General features: G+C 61.4%; 17 protein-coding genes. 11 read left to right on the forward strand and 6 right to left on the reverse strand.

The features are described from left to right. Nucleotides 1-11 precede the first annotated feature (11 nt). The 3 genes from MQW23_RS13755 to yidD are packed head-to-tail and all read left to right on the forward strand — an operon-like array spanning nt 12 to nt 1,281. Nucleotides 12-473 carry a transcriptional repressor gene (locus tag MQW23_RS13755; protein WP_252108764.1) on the forward strand — a complete coding sequence of 154 codons (462 nt, stop codon included), beginning with the start codon at nt 12-14 and terminating at the stop codon, nt 471-473. Between the two features lie 36 nt (nt 474-509). After that, nucleotides 510-971: a phosphoribosyl-AMP cyclohydrolase gene (hisI, locus tag MQW23_RS13760; protein WP_252108765.1), complete on the forward strand. Its 462-nt coding sequence runs from the start codon at nt 510-512 to the stop codon at nt 969-971. 55 nt (nt 972-1,026) lie between these two features. Then, complete coding sequence (gene yidD / locus MQW23_RS13765; protein ID WP_252108766.1) at nt 1,027-1,281, forward strand: membrane protein insertion efficiency factor YidD; 255 nt, start codon at nt 1,027-1,029, stop codon at nt 1,279-1,281. Here the strand turns inward: yidD and MQW23_RS13770 are convergent. Further along, nucleotides 1,278-1,694, reverse strand: a complete 417-nt coding sequence (locus MQW23_RS13770; RefSeq protein WP_252108767.1) for a SufE family protein — start codon at nt 1,692-1,694, stop codon at nt 1,278-1,280. The two genes, yidD and MQW23_RS13770, sit on opposite strands and share 4 nt — an antisense overlap. 47 nt (nt 1,695-1,741) lie before the next feature. Continuing rightward, a complete protein-coding gene (locus MQW23_RS13775; protein ID WP_252108768.1) occupies nt 1,742-2,890 on the reverse strand; it encodes a tyrosine-type recombinase/integrase in 1,149 nt (382 codons plus the stop codon). 215 nt (nt 2,891-3,105) lie between these two features. On the opposite strand from MQW23_RS13775, the gene MQW23_RS13780 reads away from it, so the two are divergent. After that, nucleotides 3,106-4,146 carry a DNA-binding protein gene (locus tag MQW23_RS13780; RefSeq protein ID WP_252108769.1) on the forward strand — a complete coding sequence of 347 codons (1,041 nt, stop codon included), beginning with the start codon at nt 3,106-3,108 and terminating at the stop codon, nt 4,144-4,146. 40 nt (nt 4,147-4,186) lie between these two features. Here the strand turns inward: MQW23_RS13780 and MQW23_RS13785 are convergent, their stop codons facing one another. Next, nucleotides 4,187-5,827, reverse strand: a complete 1,641-nt coding sequence (locus tag MQW23_RS13785) for a BCCT family transporter (RefSeq protein WP_252108770.1) — start codon at nt 5,825-5,827, stop codon at nt 4,187-4,189. Between the two features lie 282 nt (nt 5,828-6,109). After that, nucleotides 6,110-6,712, reverse strand: a complete 603-nt coding sequence (nfuA, locus tag MQW23_RS13790) for a Fe-S biogenesis protein NfuA (protein ID WP_252108771.1) — start codon at nt 6,710-6,712, stop codon at nt 6,110-6,112. Between the two features lie 279 nt (nt 6,713-6,991). On the opposite strand from nfuA, the gene metH reads away from it, so the two are divergent. From metH to MQW23_RS13805, 3 genes are all read left to right on the forward strand, one after another. Beyond that, the gene (metH, locus tag MQW23_RS13795; RefSeq protein WP_252108772.1) at nt 6,992-10,708 is read left to right on the forward strand and encodes a methionine synthase; all 3,717 of its coding nucleotides are present in this window, start codon (nt 6,992-6,994) and stop codon (nt 10,706-10,708) included. Nucleotides 10,709-10,887: 179 nt separating this feature from the next. Continuing rightward, nucleotides 10,888-12,543, forward strand: coding sequence for a nitrite/sulfite reductase (locus MQW23_RS13800; RefSeq protein ID WP_252108773.1), 1,656 nt, complete (start codon nt 10,888-10,890; stop codon nt 12,541-12,543). After that, nucleotides 12,533-13,081 carry a DUF934 domain-containing protein gene (locus MQW23_RS13805; protein ID WP_252108774.1) on the forward strand — a complete coding sequence of 183 codons (549 nt, stop codon included), beginning with the start codon at nt 12,533-12,535 and terminating at the stop codon, nt 13,079-13,081. The genes MQW23_RS13800 and MQW23_RS13805 overlap by 11 nt, the downstream gene beginning before the upstream one ends. 91 nt (nt 13,082-13,172) lie before the next feature. On the opposite strand, the gene smrA is transcribed toward MQW23_RS13805, so the two are convergent. Beyond that, nucleotides 13,173-13,775, reverse strand: a complete 603-nt coding sequence (gene smrA, locus MQW23_RS13810; protein ID WP_252108775.1) for a DNA endonuclease SmrA — start codon at nt 13,773-13,775, stop codon at nt 13,173-13,175. Between the two features lie 137 nt (nt 13,776-13,912). On the opposite strand from smrA, the gene MQW23_RS13815 reads away from it, so the two are divergent. From MQW23_RS13815 to pdxH, 4 genes are all read left to right on the forward strand, one after another. Next, the gene (locus MQW23_RS13815; protein ID WP_319022814.1) at nt 13,913-14,491 is read left to right on the forward strand and encodes a gamma-glutamylcyclotransferase family protein; all 579 of its coding nucleotides are present in this window, start codon (nt 13,913-13,915) and stop codon (nt 14,489-14,491) included. After that, nucleotides 14,488-15,111, forward strand: coding sequence for an NAD(P)H:quinone oxidoreductase (gene wrbA / locus MQW23_RS13820; RefSeq protein ID WP_252108776.1), 624 nt, complete (start codon nt 14,488-14,490; stop codon nt 15,109-15,111). Before MQW23_RS13815 ends, wrbA begins: the two co-directional genes overlap by 4 nt. Beyond that, nucleotides 15,108-15,491: a DUF2069 domain-containing protein gene (locus tag MQW23_RS13825; RefSeq protein ID WP_252108777.1), complete on the forward strand. Its 384-nt coding sequence runs from the start codon at nt 15,108-15,110 to the stop codon at nt 15,489-15,491. The genes wrbA and MQW23_RS13825 overlap by 4 nt, the downstream gene beginning before the upstream one ends. A 78-nt stretch (nt 15,492-15,569) precedes the next feature. Further along, the gene (gene pdxH, locus MQW23_RS13830) at nt 15,570-16,214 is read left to right on the forward strand and encodes a pyridoxamine 5'-phosphate oxidase (RefSeq protein ID WP_252108778.1); all 645 of its coding nucleotides are present in this window, start codon (nt 15,570-15,572) and stop codon (nt 16,212-16,214) included. A gap of 69 nt (nt 16,215-16,283) precedes the next feature. Here pdxH and MQW23_RS13835 read toward each other — a convergent pair whose 3' ends face one another. Next, nucleotides 16,284-19,031, reverse strand: coding sequence for a bifunctional acetate--CoA ligase family protein/GNAT family N-acetyltransferase (locus tag MQW23_RS13835; protein ID WP_252108779.1), 2,748 nt, complete (start codon nt 19,029-19,031; stop codon nt 16,284-16,286). Between the last annotated feature and the right edge of the window lie 24 nt (nt 19,032-19,055).

Here is a 19,055-nt window from a genome sequence, read left to right on the forward strand (position 1 = left end):
GGTCGCTGAAGATGAAAACCAATACGTTATTGCAGCAAGCCGAATCGCAATGCATCAATCGGGGCGTGCGCTTCACTCCGATTCGCAAGCGCGTGCTCGAGATGATTGCCGATAGCGGCGGCGGCCTGAAAGCCTACGACCTGCTCGACCAGCTCTCCAGCGAACACGCTGCCGCGCGCCCGCCCACGGTGTACCGCGCGCTCGAGTTTTTGATCACCGAAGGCTTCGTTCATCGCATCGAGTCGCAAAACGCCTATATCGCCTGCGCCTGCCCCGAGCACACCCACGGTTTTCAACTGCTGATTTGCCGCCTCTGCGGCCACGTCGAAGAGCTGCATCTGGATGCAATCAGCGACGAGCTGGTCGGTCTTGCGCGGGAGAAAGGCTTTAACGTCGAGCGTCAGACCATCGAGCTTCAGGGCTACTGCGCCACCTGCCGGGAAAGCGGTAAGGAAAACGACGCCGACGACTGACTTTTTTATTAGCGACCCTTCAAACGAGTACCCGTTATGTCCCGTTTCGACCAGCACGCCTCGCTTTTCAAGGCGCTCGAATCCGCCGGATGCGATGAGACGCTGCCCTCGCCCCAAACGCTGCTGGACGCGGCCAAATTCAACAGTGACGGCTTGATGCCGGCCATTGCCCAGCAGCATGACAGCGGCGAAGTGCTGATGATGGCCTGGATGAACCGCGAGGCGCTCGAAGAGACGCTCTCCACGGGTCGGGTCTGCTACTACTCCCGCTCGCGCGGCAAGCTCTGGCGCAAGGGCGAGAGCTCCGGCCAGCAGCAGGCGCTGGTGGCTGCCGCCTTAGACTGCGACGCCGACACCGTGCTTTTGCAGGTCGATCAAACTGGCCCGGCGTGCCACACCGGCCGGCGCAGCTGCTTTTATATCGCCCTCGACCGCGAGAAAGCCGCCATCACCAGCGAGCCGCTGATCGACCCGGCCACGCTCTACGCCAAGCGCTAACGTGAGCGCCTGGCGGGCGGTCAAAAGAGGCCTCGGTAAAACCCTTGGTGTCCTGATGATCGCGCTGGTTCGGCTTTACCAGTACACCCTGAGCCCGCTGCTCGGCCCACGCTGTCGCTTCTGGCCAAGCTGCTCCTCTTATACGATCGAAGCCATTCAGGTGCACGGCCCGCTAAAGGGCGGCTGGATGGGTTTCAAGCGTATCGTCAAATGCCACCCGGGCCACCCGGGCGGTATGGACCCGGTGCCCGGCGGGCGCAGCGAAGCGCTTTGCCGCGAAGACGAAGCCGGCCGCGATCACACCGACTAGGCGCTTTGCGCGACCTGGTAGATGCGCTCGAGCATGGCGTGCAGGCCGTTGCTGCGCGTCGGCGACAGGTGCTTATCGAGGCCCAGGTCCTGCAGAAAGTGCGGCTTCGTGGCGGTAATCTCGGCCGGGGTGCGCTCGCTGTAGATGCGCAGCAGCACGCCGATGAGCCCGGAGACGATTGCGGCGTCCGAGGTTGCCTTGAACACCAGCTTGTCGCCCTCTTTCTCGTGGTTCATCCAGACATTGGACTGACAGCCCTGAATTTTGTACTCCTCGGTCTGCCACTCGGCGGGAAAGTCGGGTAGCTGCTTGCCCATGTCGATGATGTACTGGTAGCGATCCATCCAGTTGTCGAACATCTCGAACTCTTCGATCAGTTCCTGCTGGGCAAGCTCGGGGCCGGGCGTGCTCATGGTCTCTCCTTGAAGGCTCTAGGCAAAATTGGCCGCCATTATAACGCTCAATCGCGCCTTTTTGTGGGTGATGCGCCAATCCGGTGTCGCTGCTGCTCGGCGTGCCACTGCTCGGCTTCGGTATGCAGGTAGCGGCTGGTGGTTTCAAGGCGCGCGTGGCGGGCGCTTTGGGCCAAATACCGGAGTTCGATGCCCGACTGCGCCTGGTGGGTAATCGACGTATGGCGCAGCCAGTGGGGGGTGGCGCGGCGCAGGGCCTCGACCTGGGCCGGCGCGCCCTGCTCCGCTTCCAGTGCCTCGGCCGCCTGAGCGAATGCTCGCTTGATCAGCCGGTAGAGCTGGTTGTCGCTGATGCCGCGAACGCCGTCGAGCGCGCGAAGAAGCGGCGTTGCCTCGTTAAACGCGGGAAGCGAGGAAAGCCCGAGCGCCAGGCGCCACTCGGCAAGCTCCCCAAGCATGTCTTCGGGTAACGGAATACGCGCGGTTTTCTGCCCTTTACCGGTCACTACCCACCACCAGCGCCCTTCTCTAAAAACGAAATCTTCCATGCGCGCGCCGGCCATCTCGCTAATCCGCGGGGCCAGCAGATAGGCGAAGCTGAAAATGAACCGGCACCGCGCCCACTCATAGCGCTGCCGGGTACTTGCGCCCTCCTCCACATCTCTATTCAACCAGCACCAAAGCCACTGCCAAAGCGCATACTCCAGGTAGCGCTCGACACTTTGCGTCTGGTTATTGAGCCGGCGCGACTTGTCGCGCATCAGCCGAAACGGATTGTGCGCGACCCACCCGGCCTCGACCAGCCAACCGTAAAGCCCTTGCAGTATCACCAGGCTTTGACGCCGGCTCGACGGCGACAGCCCCGCACGAAACGGCCGCCAGGCGCGGCTCGAGCGAGGCGCCCCAGTTCCCACCCAGCGCGAGGCCGGCTGCGGGTCTTCGAGAAACGCCTCGAATTCACGCAGCCCTTCCCGGTCGAGCTCGCTCAAACCCCGCTGCGTGCTCGAAAGCCACAGCAGCAGGCGCTCCGCCTCACGCCGGTACGCCTTGAAAGTTTGCGGGCTCTCGCGGTACTCGGCCAGCCACAGACCGACCGCGTCGGCGTCGCTTGAAGCCTTAATACGGACACCGCCTTCTGCCCTATCGACGACGTCAAAAACCCTTGAAATATCATCGTTTTGGAGGGTGTATACCATGTTGCTCAATGCGCTCTACCTCTTTTAGTCCCTCACGCCTCACGCCCCACGCCAAATTCTGCCGTTACAGCTCTTAAAACTCAAGATAATACGTGTAATCTTGAGTTTAACAACTGTTTGATAAATAAAATTACGTATTAGATTTTACGTAATATTTGTTTTCCCCGAACAGTTGTCGCAAAATAGCGCTTTTAACAGTCATCAGGATCGGCATCATGGCGCGTAGCGGCATTCAGTACGGCGACGTTCAGCAGGCAATCGATACGCTGCTGAGTCAGGGCGATACTCCCAGCGTTCAGCGCATTCGCGAGGTGCTGGGGACCGGCAGCTTCACCACCATCAGCGAGCACTTTCGTCAGTGGCGCAGCGAGCGTGAGCAAAACCGCGACGTGCCGCCCCCCAAAGGCGTGCCGGAGGTCGTGGTAACGATGGCAAGCGAGCTATGGCGCGAGGCCCAAGAGGTGGCCAACCAGGCGCTGGCCCACTACCGTGAAGATGCCACCCGCCAGATCGACGAGGCCAGGGAAGCTGCCGAGCGCGCCGACCAGCTCACCCTCGACGCCCAGCAGCGCGAAAACGCGCTCGCCGAGCATCTGCGCCATACCGAGGCGCGGCTGGAAACACTGAACCGCGAACTCGCCACGCTGGAATCAAACCAGGGCCAGCTCGTCGAGCAGGCAGGCCGCGCAGAGCAGCAAACAGAACGCACCCAAAAGGCGTTCGAGGCTTTAGAGAAGCGCTATCACGCGCTCGAAGAGAGCGGCCAAAAGGAACGCCAGACGCTTCAAAGCGGCTGGGAGCAGCGGTTGAGCCAGGAAGAGGAGCGCAACGAAGCCTCGGAAGGCAAGCTCATGGCGCTATTGGATACGCTGAGACAGGAACGCGCCCAGCAGGACAAGGCGCATCAAAAGCGCGTCAGTCAGATGGAGCAAAAACTGAGTGCTCTGGAGGAGTCGCTGGCGAGCCAAAAGCAGGCACTGCAGCAAAAAAGTCGCGATGAGCAAAGCGCCCAGGAGCATTTGAAGCGGCTCGAGCAGGAGAATCAAAGCCTCAAGGAGCAAAACGCAGCGCTTGCGCAAGAGCGCGAAGAGACCGAGCAGCGACTGATAGAGACCCGCTCGAAAGCAAGCGAGGCCAACGCCTGGCAGCAGACGCTCAATGAGCAGGTCGAGGCGCTTCATCGCAAGCTCCAGGATCTGCCTCAAACCCTTGAAGCGGCGCGCCACAAAGAAGAAACGAAAAAGCCACCCCGCTGACGGAGTGGCCTTGAAATGTGAGCCGGTTGGAACCAGGCGCTCAGGTTTGTGGCTTCGGCGCCTCGTCCTCGGATTCCTCGGGCAACTCCCAGGTGCCTTCCTCGCTCCAGGGATCGTTCTCCGGAAACTCCTCGATGTTGATCTCGGGGTCCGAGTAGTCCGGCTGGTAGCGCAGATCATACTTCGCCGCGCGCACCATCGAGATCATCAAGAGCACCGCGATCAGCAGAAGCGGCACGCCGCTAACGATACTGGCGGTTTGCAGCGTTTCGAGCCCGCCCAAAAACAGCAGTGACATGGGCAGAAACGACAGCGTAAACGCCCAGAACAGACGATGAAATTTCCCCGGCTCCTCTTCCAGATTTTTCTCCGCCGCAGACGAGAGAATGTAGGCAATGGAGTCGAAGGTGGTCGCGGTGAAGATCGAAAGCAGTATCACCACCGCCGCCGTGACCAGCCAGGTTAGAGGCAACTCACCCAGCACCGCGTAAAACGCCGCGTTGGCGGAGGTGTCGTTCATGATCTGGATAACGTCCAGAGTGCCGCTCAACTGCAGGTAGAGCCCGTAGTTACCCAGAATGATGAAAAACAGCGCGCAGCCGAGCGAGCCGAAAAAGATCGACCCGGCGACCATGGTCTTGATGCGCCGTCCCTTGGAAATACGCGCGATGAAAAGCCCGACCGTGGGTGCGAACACCAGCCACCAGGCCCAGTAGAACACCGTCCAGCTACGCGAGAAGCCGGTATCCTCGAAGCCGCCGAGCGAACCGAAGGGTTCGGTCCAGGTCGCCATGCGCACGAGATTGCTCAGCATCAGGCCGATCGAGTTGAGCCCGGTATCCAGAATGAACACCGTGGGCCCGGCCACCAGAATGAACAGCAGTACGCCAAGACCCAGCCACATGTTGATGTCGGACAAAAGCTCGATACCGCCCTTGAGGCCGCGCCAGGCGCTGGCGGCGAAGAGCGCCGTGGTACCTATCAGCACCAGAATCTGGCTGAAGGCGTTCGGAGTGAAGTTGAAAAGATTGCCCAGGCCCTCGTTGACCAGCGGCACCAGAATGCCCAGTGACGTTGCACCGCCGCCCAGCATGCCGAAGATGAACAGGATATTGATGACATTGCCCAGCCAGCTTCGTGCGAGCTTCTCCCCCAGCACGGGGCGAATCGCTTCGCTGATGCGCAGCACCTTGTTCTTGCGCACGTGCAGAAAGTACGCCATGGGCAGCGCCGGCACGAGATAGATCGACCAGGCGATCGGCCCCCAGTGGAACATGCCGTAGGTGGCGGCCCAGGCGGTCGCCTCTTCGGAAAACGGCTCGAGATGAAATGGCGGCGACTGCAGGTAGTACATCCACTCCACCATTCCCCAGAATACCACCGCCCCACCGATACCGGCGGCGAACAGCATCGCCCCCCAGGAGAGCAGCGAAAACTCCGGCTCGGTATCGATATCGCCAAGCTTGATCTGGCCGATATCGCTGAACACGATGTAGAGCATGAAGCCCAGTGAGGCGAGCCCCATCCCCAAATAGAGCATGCCGAAATTGCGCGACACGAACTGCTGCGCCGCCATGACCCAAACGCGCCCCACTTCAGGAAAGAGGATCAAAGGCAGCGTAACCAGCAGCAAAAGGCCCAGCGAGCCGAAAAAGATAGGCTTGTGAATATTGGATAACATCGACGATGTTTTAATGATCCTTTCTCCCGAACTTGTTGGTAGCGTTATTAGTGGTTGAACTCAAATAGCGAGACCCGCGTTGCCCGCCTCTACTCAACCATACTACCGGGCGCCGTTTTATCAATTGACTAACGCTGGCAAGCGTTGACTGTAGGTTAAAACCTCGCTGTCGACCGGCGCTGCGTTATCAATACTGGCGTCAAAAGCGCTAAAAAAAGCGCCCCGCGATGGCGGGGCGCTTTTCACAATCCTGAGTACTCGATAGAGCACTGCGGACACGTATCAGTAATAGGCGTTGGTGGTATCCGAGTGGTCGGTCACATCGCGAATGCCGGCCAACTCCGGAATGCGCTCGATCAGCGTTTTCTCGACGCCGTCCTTTAGCGTCAAATCCACCGCCGCGCAGCCTTGGCAGCCACCGCCGAAGGCGAGGATCGCTACCTTCTCTTCGGTCAGCTCAATCAGTTTGATCTCGCCGCCGTGGGCGGCAAGGCCCGGGTTGATCTCGCTATAAAGCACGTAGTTGATGCGGTCTTCCAGGGGGCTATCCGCATTCACCTTGGGCATCTTGGCGTTGGGCGCCTTGATGGTGAGCTGCCCACCCATGCGGTCGGCGTTGAAATCCACCACCGCCTCTTCCAAAAACGCCAAGCTATTCTTGTCGAGATAGACGTTGATCTTCTCGAGTTCGAGCAGCACGTCCGTGGGCTCTTCTTCGCCCGGTCGGCAGTAGGCCAGGCAGGTTTCCGCGTAGGGGGTGCCGGGCTGGGTAATGAAGATACGCACCGCAATGCCATCCACGTTTTGCTTTTCCAGCAGTTCCGCGAGATAGCCCTGGGCGCTATCGGTAATGTCGATGCCGGGCGCTTCGATAGTCGTGGTCATGAGCGGTCTAATCCTCCTGTGGTAGCGGCGGTGCCGCGTCACATGTCATTTGCCTCTATGGTAAGCAAAACCGACTGCGGACACAATCCCGACCATTTTAGTAAACTATTAGTTCAAGCGGCGTTTGATCGCCATGCTACCGCCGATTTGGCGCTAAAGCCTGGCCAAGTGACGCCCCGAGTGCTGCCCCGGGCAAGCGCGTTTGATATGATGAGCGCCATTTGCGTCGATGTTCGCGCCGAACTTCCCTGATTGCGCTGTTGGAGACTCCCCTTCGCCATGGCTTTACGAGATATGACCGCATCGCTCACCCAACGTCTTTCCCGAAACATCCTGCTTCTGGATGGCGGTATGGGCACCATGTTGCAAAACGCAGCGCTCAGCGAGGCGGAGTTTCGTGGCGAGCGCTTCAAGGAGTGGCCGTCGGATCTCAAGGGCAACAACGACCTGCTGGCGCTGACTCAGCCCGAGCTGGTCGCGCGCATCCACCACGACTACCTCGAGGCCGGCGCGGACATTCTCGAGACCAACACCTTCAACAGCACCCGACTCTCCCAGGCTGACTACGGCATGGAAGCGCTGGTGGTCGAGCTCAACCGCGAAGCCGCGCGACTCGCACGCCAAGTGTGCGACGACGTGACCGAGGCAACCGGCGTGCCGCGTTTCGTGGCAGGCGTATTGGGCCCGACCTCGCGCACCGCCTCGCTTTCACCGGACGTCAACGACCCGGCCAAGCGTAACGTCACTTTCGACGCGCTGTATGAGAACTATTACGAGGCGGCGGCGGCGCTGATCGATGGCGGCAGCGACCTGATCATGATCGAGACGATCTTCGACACGCTCAACGCCAAGGCAGCGATCTACGCGCTTGAAGTGCTGTTCGAGGATCTGGGCAAGCGCCTGCCCGTAATGATCTCCGGCACTATCACCGATGCCTCCGGGCGTACGCTCTCGGGTCAGACGACCGAGGCGTTCTGGAATTCGGTACGCCACGCCAAGCCCCTGACCGTCGGGCTCAACTGCGCCCTCGGCGCCGAGGAGCTGCGCCCGTATCTCGAAGAGCTCTCGACCCGCGCCGACACCTACGTCTCTGCCCACCCCAACGCCGGGCTACCCAACGAGTTCGGCGAGTACGACCAGACACCGGAAGAGATGGCGGCCATCGTCGGCGAGTTCGCCCAAAGCGGGCTGGTCAACATCATCGGCGGCTGCTGCGGCTCGACCCCGGAGCACATTCGCGCCATTGCCGACGCGGTGCGAAGCGTTGCGCCGCGCCAAATTCCAGAGCGCTCGAAGGCGTGCCGGCTCTCCGGGCTCGAGCCGTTCAACATCGAGGCGGACTCGCTGTTCGTCAACGTCGGTGAGCGCACCAACGTCACAGGCTCGGCGCGCTTCAAGCGCCTGATCGTCGAGGAGGACTTCACTACCGCGCTGGAAGTGGCGCTGGAGCAGGTCGAGAACGGCGCCCAGGTGATCGACATCAACATGGACGAAGGGATGCTCGAATCCCAGGAGGCCATGGAGCGTTTCTTGAACCTGATCGCCGGCGAGCCGGACATCGCCCGCGTGCCGATCATGATCGACTCCTCCAAGTGGGAGATCATCGAAACCGGGCTCAAGTGCGTGCAGGGCAAGGCGGTGGTCAACTCGATCTCGTTGAAGGAAGGCGAAGCCGCCTTTCGCGAGCAGGCCACCAAGTGCATGCGCTATGGGGCCGCCATCGTGGTCATGGCGTTCGACGAAGAGGGCCAGGCGGACACCTTCGCGCGCAAGACCGAAATCTGCGAGCGCGCGTATCGCCTGCTGGTCGACGAGATCGGCTTTCCCGCCGAAGACATCATTTTTGATCCCAACATCTTTGCCATCGCCACCGGCATCGAAGAGCATAATAACTACGCGGTGGACTTCATCGAAGCCTGCCACTGGATTCGCGAGCACCTGCCCCACGCCATGATCTCCGGCGGCGTCTCCAACGTGTCGTTCTCCTTTCGCGGCAACAACCCGGTGCGCGAGGCTATCCACTCGGTGTTCTTGTACCACGCGATCAAGAACGGCCTCTCCATGGGTATCGTCAACGCCGGCCAGCTCGCGGTCTACGACGACCTGCCGGCCAAGCTTCGCGACGCGGTCGAGGACGTGGTGCTCAACCGCCGCGATGACGCCACCGAGCGCCTTTTGGATATCGCCGACGAGTACAAGGGCGAGGGCAGCAGCGGCCCGAAAAAAGAGGACCTGGAATGGCGCGGCTTCCCGGTGAACAAGCGCATTGAGCACGCGCTGGTCAAGGGCATCACCGCCCACATCGAAGCCGACACCGAAGAGGCCCGCGCCCAAGCCGAACGCCCCATCGAGGTGATCGAAGGTCCCTTGATGGACGGCATGAACGTGGTCGGCGATCTGTTTGGCGCCGGCAAAATGTTTCTGCCCCAAGTGGTTAAATCCGCCCGCGTCATGAAGCAGGCGGTGGCGTATCTGATTCCCTATATCGAGGCTGAAAAGAGCGAGGACACCCAAGCCAAGGGCAAGATCGTCATGGCCACGGTGAAAGGCGACGTTCACGACATCGGCAAGAACATCGTCGGCGTAGTGCTTCAGTGCAACAACTACGAGGTGATCGACCTGGGCGTGATGGTGCCCGCCGAGAAGATCCTCAAGGCCGCCGAGGAGCACAACGCGGACATTATCGGCCTCTCCGGGCTGATTACGCCGTCGCTCGACGAGATGGTTCACGTGGCGAAAGAGATGCAACGCCGCGGCATGGACCTGCCGCTTCTGATCGGCGGGGCCACCACCTCGAAAGCGCACACCGCGGTGAAAATCGAGCCGCAGTACGAGCACCCGGTGATCTACGTCACCGACGCCTCGCGGGCCGTCGGCGTGGCCGGGCGCCTTTTGACGCCGAGCCTGAAGGCGGAGTACGTCCAGGGCATTCGCGACGAGTATGCGGTGGTGCGCGAGCGCAACGCCAAGCGCCGCCCCAAGGCAGCGGATCTCGACTACACCCAGGCGCGCAAGCGCCGCTTCAAGACCGACTGGAACGAAGTGACCCCCGTCGCCCCTTTGCAGCCCGGCATCACCGTGTTCGAGAACTACGATCTGCGCGAGCTGGTCGAGCGCATCGACTGGACGCCGTTTTTCATGAGCTGGCAGCTCGCCGGCAAGTACCCGAAGATTCTCAACGACGAGGTCGTTGGCGAGGCGGCGCGCAACCTGTTCGAGGACGCCCAAGTGATGCTCGAAAAGCTGCTCTCCGAGGGCCATATCCACGCCCGCGGGGTAATCGGGCTGTGGCCGGCGAACACGGTCGATGACGACGTTATCGAGGTCTACTCGGATGAGCGCCGTAAGCAGGTCGTGGAGCGGCTGCATCATATTCGCCAGCAGACCACCAAAGGCCGGGACGGACTTTGCTATAGTCTCGCGGACTTCGTCGCGCCGAAGGAGAGTGGCAAACCCGACTGGATCGGCGGCTTCGCGGTCACCACCGGTCACGGCGTCGACGAACTCTCGAAAGCCTATGAAAAAGCCGGCGACGACTACAGCGCGATCATGGTCCAGGCGCTGACCGACCGGCTGGCGGAGGCGTTTGCCGAGCGCATCCACGAACGGGTGCGCAAGGAGTTCTGGGGCTACGTTAAAGACGAAACGCTCGATAACGACGCGCTGATCGCCGAGAAGTATCAGGGCATTCGCCCGGCGCCGGGTTATCCCGCCTGCCCGGACCATACCGAGAAGGCGACCCTGTTCCGGCTTTTAAACGCGACCGAGAACACCGGGCTCGCTTTAACCGAGAACTTCGCCATGTGGCCGGCGGCAGCGGTGTCCGGCTGGTACTTCGCCCACCCGCAGTCGAAGTACTTCTCGACGGGCAAGATCACCCGCGACCAGGTCGAGGCGCTGGCGGCGCGCAAGGCCATGAGCCTCGAGGAGCTCGAGCGCTGGCTTTCGCCGGTACTCTCCTACGAGCCAGAGCCGGTAGCCAGCGCTTCGGCTTAAAGCTGTGCCCTATGGCGTCGGCTTTACAACCGGCGCCGGCGTGCATACGCTTTATAAATATCATTCAAGAATAAAAAGATAATTATATATTCTTTCATAGAATATGCCGATCTGCGTTAAGGTGACGGCACTAAACCGTCCGTCCCGACGTGACCATTTCGCCATGCAGGACCGTGCACATGTACCGTTACGATATTCACGACCAAACGCTCGTTGACGAGCGGGTCGCTCAGTTCCGCGATCAGATGGAGCGTTACCAGGCCGGCAAGCTCGGTGAAGAGGAATTTCGCCCGCTGCGCCTGCAAAACGGTTTGTATATTCAGCGCCATGCGCCGATGCTGCGTATCGCCATCCCCTACGGCATGCTCGCTGGTCATCAGCTGAAAGCCCTCGCCGAGATCACGCGCCGCTATGATCGCGGCTACGGTCACTTCACCACGCGCCAGAACCTGCAGCTCAACTGGCCGGCGCTGGAAGACGTGCCGGACATTCTGGGCGAGCTCGCCAAGGTGCAGATGCACGCCATCCAGACCAGCGGCAACTGTATCCGTAATACGACCAGCGACCAGTTCGCCGGTATCGCCAACGACGAAGTCGAAGACCCGCGCCCCTGGTGCGAGCTGATCCGCCAGTGGTCCACGCTGCACCCGGAGTTCGCTTACCTTCCGCGCAAGTTCAAGATCGCGGTCAGCGGTGCCGACCACGACCGCGCGGCGATCCAGGTTCACGATATCGGCCTGCGCTTCTGGTACAACGCTGAGGGCGAGCTGCGCGTGAAGGTACTCGCCGGTGGCGGGCTGGGCCGTACGCCGATGATCGCCGAAACCGTGCGCGAGGACCTGCCTTGGCAGCACCTGCTCACCTACCTCGAGGCCTGTGTTCGCGTCTATAACCAGTTCGGCCGCCGCGACAACAAGTTCAAGGCGCGTATCAAGATTCTGGTCAAGGCGCTGGGCGTCGAGGAGTACCGCCGCCGCGTCGAAGAAGAGTGGGCGCACCTGAAAGACGGCCCGCAGACGCTTAACCAGGCAGCAGTGGATGACGCCAAGCGCCACTTCCCCGAGCCCGAGCGCCGTCCGGTCGATGAAAGCGCCATACAGGCTTTCGAGACATTACGCGGCGAGAACCGCGCCTTTGCGCGTTTTGTCACCAACAACGTGACTGACCATAAGGTGCCGGGCTACAAGGCGGTGACGCTCTCGCTCAAGCGCCGCGAGCACGCCCCGGGCGATGTGACCGCCGACCAGATGGATGCGGTGGCGGATCTTGCCGACCGTTATGGCTTCGGCGAAATTCGCGTGAGCCACGAGCAGAACCTGGTGCTATCCGACGTGCCGGTCGATGAGATCGAAACGCTTTGGCAGGAGCTCGAGGCGCTCGGTATGGCTAACCCCACCGTCGGCACGCTCAACGACATCATCTGCTGCCCCGGCGGCGACTACTGCAGCCTGGCAAACGCGGTTTCGATCCCGATCGCCCAGTCGCTGCAGGAGCGCTTCGAGGATCTCGACTTCCTCTATGACCTGGGCCCGATCGATCTGAACATTTCGGGCTGCATGAACGCCTGCGGCCACCACCACGTCGGCCACATCGGCATTCTTGGGGTCGATAAAAAGGGCGAGGAGTATTACCAGGTCTCGATCGGCGGTAACTCTACCGATGACGCCTCGCTTGGCAAGATTCTGGGCCCGTCGTTTTTCCGTGAAGACGTGCCCAGCGTGGTTGAAAAAGTGCTCGAAGTGTACGTGGCCGAGCGCCACGAGGACGAGCGTTTTCTCGATACCTACCGCCGCATCGGTCTGAAACCCTTCAAGGAGCGCGTGTATGCCCACTGATGCCAACGACGCCGCTGCACAGGAAACGGCACCCACGCCGGTTCACGTCGACCACCTGATCGTTGACGGCGAACTTGCCGCCGAAAACGCTTGGTGCGTCTCTTATGACGCTGAGGCTCTACCCGAGCAACTGCCGGCGTTCGTGCCGCTGGCGCTCTGGCGCGAGCACGCCGAAGACACCGACCTCGCCCCGCTTTTGACCAGCGACACCGAGCTGACACCGGCGCTGGGTGAAGAGCTTAAGCAGGTCCAAGCGGTGGCGATCGACTTCCCCGCGTTCACCGACGGTCGCGGCTACAGCCTGGCGCGGCTTCTGCGCGAGCGCTACGGCGTCACCGGCGAGCTTCGCGCCGTGGGCGACGTGCTGATCGACCAGCTCAACTACATGGAGCGCTGCGGCTTCAACGCCATGGCGTTGCGCCAGGATCAGGACCCGGAGACCGCCCTGCGCGCGCTCAAGGCATTCAGCGTGCGCTATCAGACCGACGTTCAGACGCGCTCTGCGCTGTTCGAGCGCCGCTTGGCGTCAGCCGAGTAACAACTTTGGAAAACCGAGCGGTCGCTTCCTGGCCGCTCATTTAAAAGGGCAGCCCTCGGGCTGCCCTTTTGTCGTTGGCGCATCGAGCGCGTTAGCCGCGGCGCTTTTGCTGGCGCTCGCGGTTGTTGGCCTTGGCCCGGTCGCTTTTGCGCAGCATCACCCAAGTCGCTCCGAGCCCACCGTCGGAAGACTGCGCCGAGACGTACGCCTGAACCTCGTCGAACTGGCAGAGCCACTTGGCCAGGTACGAGCGCAGCACGTTGGCGGGGCTGTCGATCTCGCGCCCGCGGCCGTGAACGATCATTACCGAGCGCAGATCGTGACTATAGGCGTCCTGGATAAAGGGAAAGAGCATTCGCCGACACTCGGCGAGTGGGCGCCTCAACAGGTGGAGCTGAGCCTGAACGGGATAGCCACCGTGTTTGAGTTTATCGACCACGCCCTGCTGGATACCCTCGCGGCGATACTCGATGGGGTCGAACGGTGGCAACAGATCGACGAAGTCGTCGGACAGAAAGTTGTTCTGCTCAGTAGCCGCCTCGGCGCTTTCACGCCGGGCCAGCTGCGCCTCGGACGGGCGAGAGCGCCGGTCGCCCGTATCCGCCCGGCGGCCCTTTGCCAGGGGTTTCACATCACCGACAAAAGCGCGAAAATCCATGTCCTCACGAAAGTCATCACGAAGTGGCTGATTCATGGCGGGCTCCTCGGAGTGGGTGCAATCGATATCCTGGCATAAAGCGGCGCCGGGCTTAAGGGCTCTCTTTTCAAAGGGCGCTCTTGCATAACGCGTTTTGCATCATACAGGTTCGGCTAACACTACAAGGATAGAACATGATCTGGATAAAAAGGGGGTTGGCCCTGGCGCTACTCGCCGTGCTGGCCGTGGCGCTGTGGCTCTGGCTGACCATGCTGAGCCCGTGGTTTTACGAGCGCCCGGCCCACATTGAGCCTATCGAGCAGCGAAACCACCACGTGTTCGTCTACGGCACGCTGCGTTTTGCTCCGGTGCGCTGGGTGGTGATGCAGTCCACAGGCGAGGCGCAAGCTGACGCACTCAGCGGCTTTACCAAAAACGGCCTCGATCTTTCACCATCCCCGCAGGGCTCGGTTCAAGGGCTTCTGCTCACCGTCACGCCTCGGGAGCTTTCTCGGCTCGACCGCTATGAGCGGCTGGGCGTTCGTTACCGCCGTGAAGAGGTGGAGCTTGAAAGCGGCGAAGCCGCGTGGGTCTATCGGCGCCTGAGCGCATCATCCAACGCGGCTGCGCCAAACGAGCAGGCTCTGGTAGGATATAAGCTAGTGGCGCTTGCCGGCTCAGGCATCCCGGCTCTGCCGGGCTACGACCTGCCGGCGGCGAACGACGCAATTGATCCGCGCGCCAGGACTCGGCTTTTCAAGGACACCCCATGAGCGACAACACCCCTTATATTCTGGTTCTTTACTATTCGCGCTCCGGCGCCACGCGGGAGATGGCGCGCCAAGTGGCGGCGGGGGTTGAAAGCGTGGCAGGTATCAAGGCGCGGCTTCGCACGGTGCCGTCGGTCTCTCCGACCACCGAGGCGGTTGAAAGCGAGGTGCCGGAGGAAGGCGCCATCTACGCTGACCTCGAAGATCTTCGCCACTGTAGCGGTCTGGCGCTGGGAAGCCCCACTCGATTTGGCAACATTGCCGCCCCGCTCAAGTACTTTCTCGATACCACGAGCAATCTCTGGATGAACGGCGCGCTGATCGACAAGCCCGCCACCTGCTTCACCTCGACCTCGAGCATGCACGGCGGTCAGGAGAGTACGCTTTTGACCATGCTGGTGCCGCTTTTGCACCACGGCATGGTCTACGCGGGCATCCCCTATAATGAAACCGAGCTGATCGAGACCCAAACCGGCGGCACGCCCTACGGGGCGAGCCACGTGGCCGGCGGGCGTAGCGACCGGGTGATCGACGAGCACGAGCGCGCGCTGTGTGTCGCCCAAGGCAGGCGCGTGGCGCGGCTGGCGGTGGCGCTCGAGGCGCTTCGCGAGGCATCCTCATGAGGCAGTGGCTTCTCGATCTGGAGCGCCGTCATGGGCGGCAGGCGCTTAGCGAGAAAACGCGCCGGGTGGTGTTGGTCAGCTTCGTGGTACTGCTGGGGCTTGTAATGCTGCGCGGCTTTCAGGTTCAGGGTGACGAATACAGCTGGCGCCCGGTACTGGCCTTCGCCCTGCCACTGTTGCTTTTTTTGCCGTCGATCATCGGCAAGCGGCCCCGGGGCCACGCGTGGCTCGCCTTCGTCAGCCTTTTATACATCGCCCAGGGCGTGATGTTTGCAGCGGCTACCGGGCAGTTTCTGCGCGGCGCGCTTGAAATCGCCGCCGCTGCCGCGCTGTTCGTCGGCTCGCTGGGCTATGCCCGGTTTGGCGCCCGAAAGGTGTAGTGCTGATCGACTCGATAACAAAATACAGGCAATCAACAAACATCAAGACACTCAATAACGCTTCAGGGAGCAGCGATCATGAACCGCGATATTGCCGATGTTCGGCGCGACTACGAAGGCGGGCTGTTGGAAGAAGCCGCCATGCCGGACGACCCGTTCACGCTTTTCGACCAGTGGTTAGAGGCCGCTCTCGAAAGCGATGGCCAGGACGCCAACGCCATGACGCTGGCCACCGCCGATAGCCAAGGCCGCCCTCACGCCCGCGTGGTGCTGTTGAAAGGGGTCGACGCCCAAGGGCTAGTCTTTTATACCAACTACCACAGCCATAAGGGCAGCGAGCTTGCCAACGTGCCCTTTGCGGCGGCAACGTTCTGGTGGCCGGGTCTTTCTCGCCAGGTACGAGTCGAGGGGGCGGTCGAGCAAGTCGCCCCGGAAGAGTCTGATGCCTATTTCCAGAGCCGGCCACGGGGTAGCCAGCTTGGCGCTTGGATCGCGACTCAAAGTGTAGTGATTCCGGATCGCAAATGGATCGAGGAGCGCCAGGTTCGCTTCGAGCACGCCTACGATGGCCAGCCCATTCCGCGGCCGATCCATTGGGGCGGTTATCGCATCAAGCCGGACATGATCGAATTCTGGCAAGGCCAGCCTAGCCGCCTGCACGACCGGGTGCGTTTCGAGCGCCAGGATGACGGCCCCTGGAGCCGTTTTCGCCTCGCGCCTTGATACACGCGTTGAAAAACGCCCCTGCCAGCAAAGGCTGCCAGGGGCGTTTTCATTCACGGAGTCGAAAATTCAATCCGGCAGGCTTTCAAGGCGATGGCGCTGCCAATCGCTGTCCGGCTCGTTGAGACGTAGTACGGCATCGATCACCTGCTCGTCCATGTTGTAGCGGCTGGTGAACCCCAAATGCTTCATCAGCGCGCGCATCGGGTGATTATCCATCATGATTTTGCCGATCATTTCGATGGTGCCCACGCTCTGGCAATAGCTGATCATTTTTTCCATCAATAGCTTACCGATTCCCAACCCTTGCAGATCGTCACGTACGATGATCGAGAACTCAGTACGCAGGTTATCGGCGTCGTTGTAGACCCGCACCACCCCCAGCATCTCCTTGCTACCGTCGTCGTGCTGGTGCTCGGCGATGAACGCCATCTGACGGTCGTAGTTGATGTGCGAAAGGATCGAGAGATCCCGCTGGGACAGGTTCGACTTGTTGTGGAAGTAGCGAAACCGAATGCTCTCCTCGGAAAGCCGGGTGTGAAAGCGGGTAATCAGCGGCGCATCCTCGGCACGAATCGGGCGCACTTCGACCTGCCAACCGTTTTTAAGCGTGACCCACTCACGAAGCTCTTCCGGATAGGGCATGATCGCAAAGCGCGCCGGTGGGCCGAGATCCATGGCGAAATCCACCGCGAGCAGCCCATCGCGGTTCAACAAAAGCGGGTTGAGCTCGAGCCCGCGCAGATCCACCAGATCCGAGGCCATCTGCGAAAGCTTCACCAGCAGCTGGCAAAGTCGCTCTATGTCGCGCTCCGCCTCTCCAGAGTGCTCGCGAATCAGCGAGGCGGCGTGGGTGCGACCCACCATGTCCGCGGCCAGGCTCATGTTCAGCGGCGGCAGCGCCACCTGGCGATCTGCCAGCACATTCACCTTGTAGCCGCCGATCCCAAACACGATCAAGGGGCCGAACACCGGGTCGCGAGTGATGCCGGCGCAGATCTGCATCGAGTGCTTGCCGCGCTGCATTGGCTGCAGGCAGTACTCGCGAATGGTGTATTCGGGAAACTTTTCCTGCACCTTGTCGCCCAAGCGCTGAACGCCGTCGGCGACCTGGCTTGGGGTGTCCAGATCCTGCAGCAGCCCGGCAGAGATCTTGTGCGGGTGGCGGCGGTAACGGTACGGGTGGCAGTTGCCATCGTGCACCACCTTGAGTGCCTTGGGCCCGACGAAGTGCCCCTGCTCCTTGAGCGCATCGCTCGGTTTTTGCAAATAGACGCTCGGCGCGGTGGGGATTCCGTAGGCCTCGAGCACTTTTGCGGTTTCCGAGTGAGTGAGCGCGTAGCGTCGCTGCTCTTTGGCTATCGCGATTAGCTCTCGGCAAGCTTGGCGGTCCGCGGGACGGGTATTGAAGGTCAAACTCGGCGGAATCTCATGCAAAAGCGCCTGTACCCGCTGGTAGTCGACCATGTGCATGAACGCCTTGACCGCTTTTTCCGGCGAAATATAGGTGGGAATACCCGCCGCACTACACGTGCTGCGCGCCTTCGAGGCCTCTTTTAGGCCCATCCAACTGGTCAACAGATTGCGCCGAAAGCGCTTGCGGTTATCGATCAGCGCCTGAGCGGTTTCGACCGAGGGTGCCAGGCGGGTAGGTGCATGTACGACCAGTACCGCGTCAACGTTGGGGTCGGCGGTAACGATCTCCAGCGCCTCGACGAAACGCGTGGGCGTCGCGTTGCCGCCCAGGTCCACCGGGTTCTCGCCGGGCTTGCTTCGGTCCACCTTGCGCTCGGTAAGCTGCGTCTGCGTGGCGTCGCTGAAAACGGCGAGCTTGCCGCCGGCACTAATGAGTTTGTCGATCGCCAGCATCGCCGGACCCAGGCCGTTGGAGACCACTGCCAAGCGGTCGCCGCGCAGAGGGCGCATGCGTGAAAGCGTCTCTAGCGCATCGAACAGCTCATCGGAATCATTGACACGCACGACGCCGGCGCGAGCAAAGGCGGCGTCGAAGACCACGTCGCGGTTAGCAATGCCCGGCGTTGGTGCCATGCCGGAAAGGTCTGATTCCGGCGTACGTCCGCTTTTGATCGCCAGCACCAGGCGATTGCGCGAGGCGTCGCGCACCGAGGTCATGAAGTGCTGGGCATCCTTGATGCGCTCCAGGTGAAGCAGAATCGCCTGGGCCGGCGAGAACTGGTTCACGTAGTCGATCAAATCCGGCAGCAGTACATCGACGCTGTCGCCGACGGTGATCAGGTGAGAAAAGCCCACGTCGCGCCCCGCCGCCCAGTCAATCATCGCATTGGCAAGCATGCCGGACTGCCCCAGATACGCCACCCGCCCGGGCTTGACCGGCTGGCTGGCGTAGGAGGCGTTGAGCTTTTTGCTGGGAACGATCAACCCCATGCACTCCGGGCCCAGCACACGAATGCCGGACTCGCGAGCAGCCTGAAGCATCTGCTCGCGAATCGAGCCCTGGCTGCCCTGCTCGCGGTCCAGATACGCCCCACCCGAGAGCACCAGCGCCGCCCGCACGCCTTTTTTGCCCAGCGCCTGAATCAGCGCTGGCGCGCCTTCCACCGGCGAGCAGATCACCGCAAGCCCAGGCGGCGCCGGCAGCTCATTGATGCTGGCAAAGCACGGCACGCCGAAAACCTCGTCGTAGCCTTTTAAATTGACCGCCCAAAGTTTACCTTTGAACCCACCCTCCTGGAGGTTGCCGAGCACCAACCCGCCCAAGGACTCTGGCTTTCCAGAGGCGCCAAAAACGGCGATCGTTTGCGGCTCGAAAAAGTGATGTAAAAAGCGGGTGCTCACGAACGCATCTCCTGGGAGTATTTC

The organism is Halomonas sp. S3-1-1 (assembly GCF_023757625.1).
Classification (GTDB): domain Bacteria; phylum Pseudomonadota; class Gammaproteobacteria; order Pseudomonadales; family Halomonadaceae; genus Vreelandella.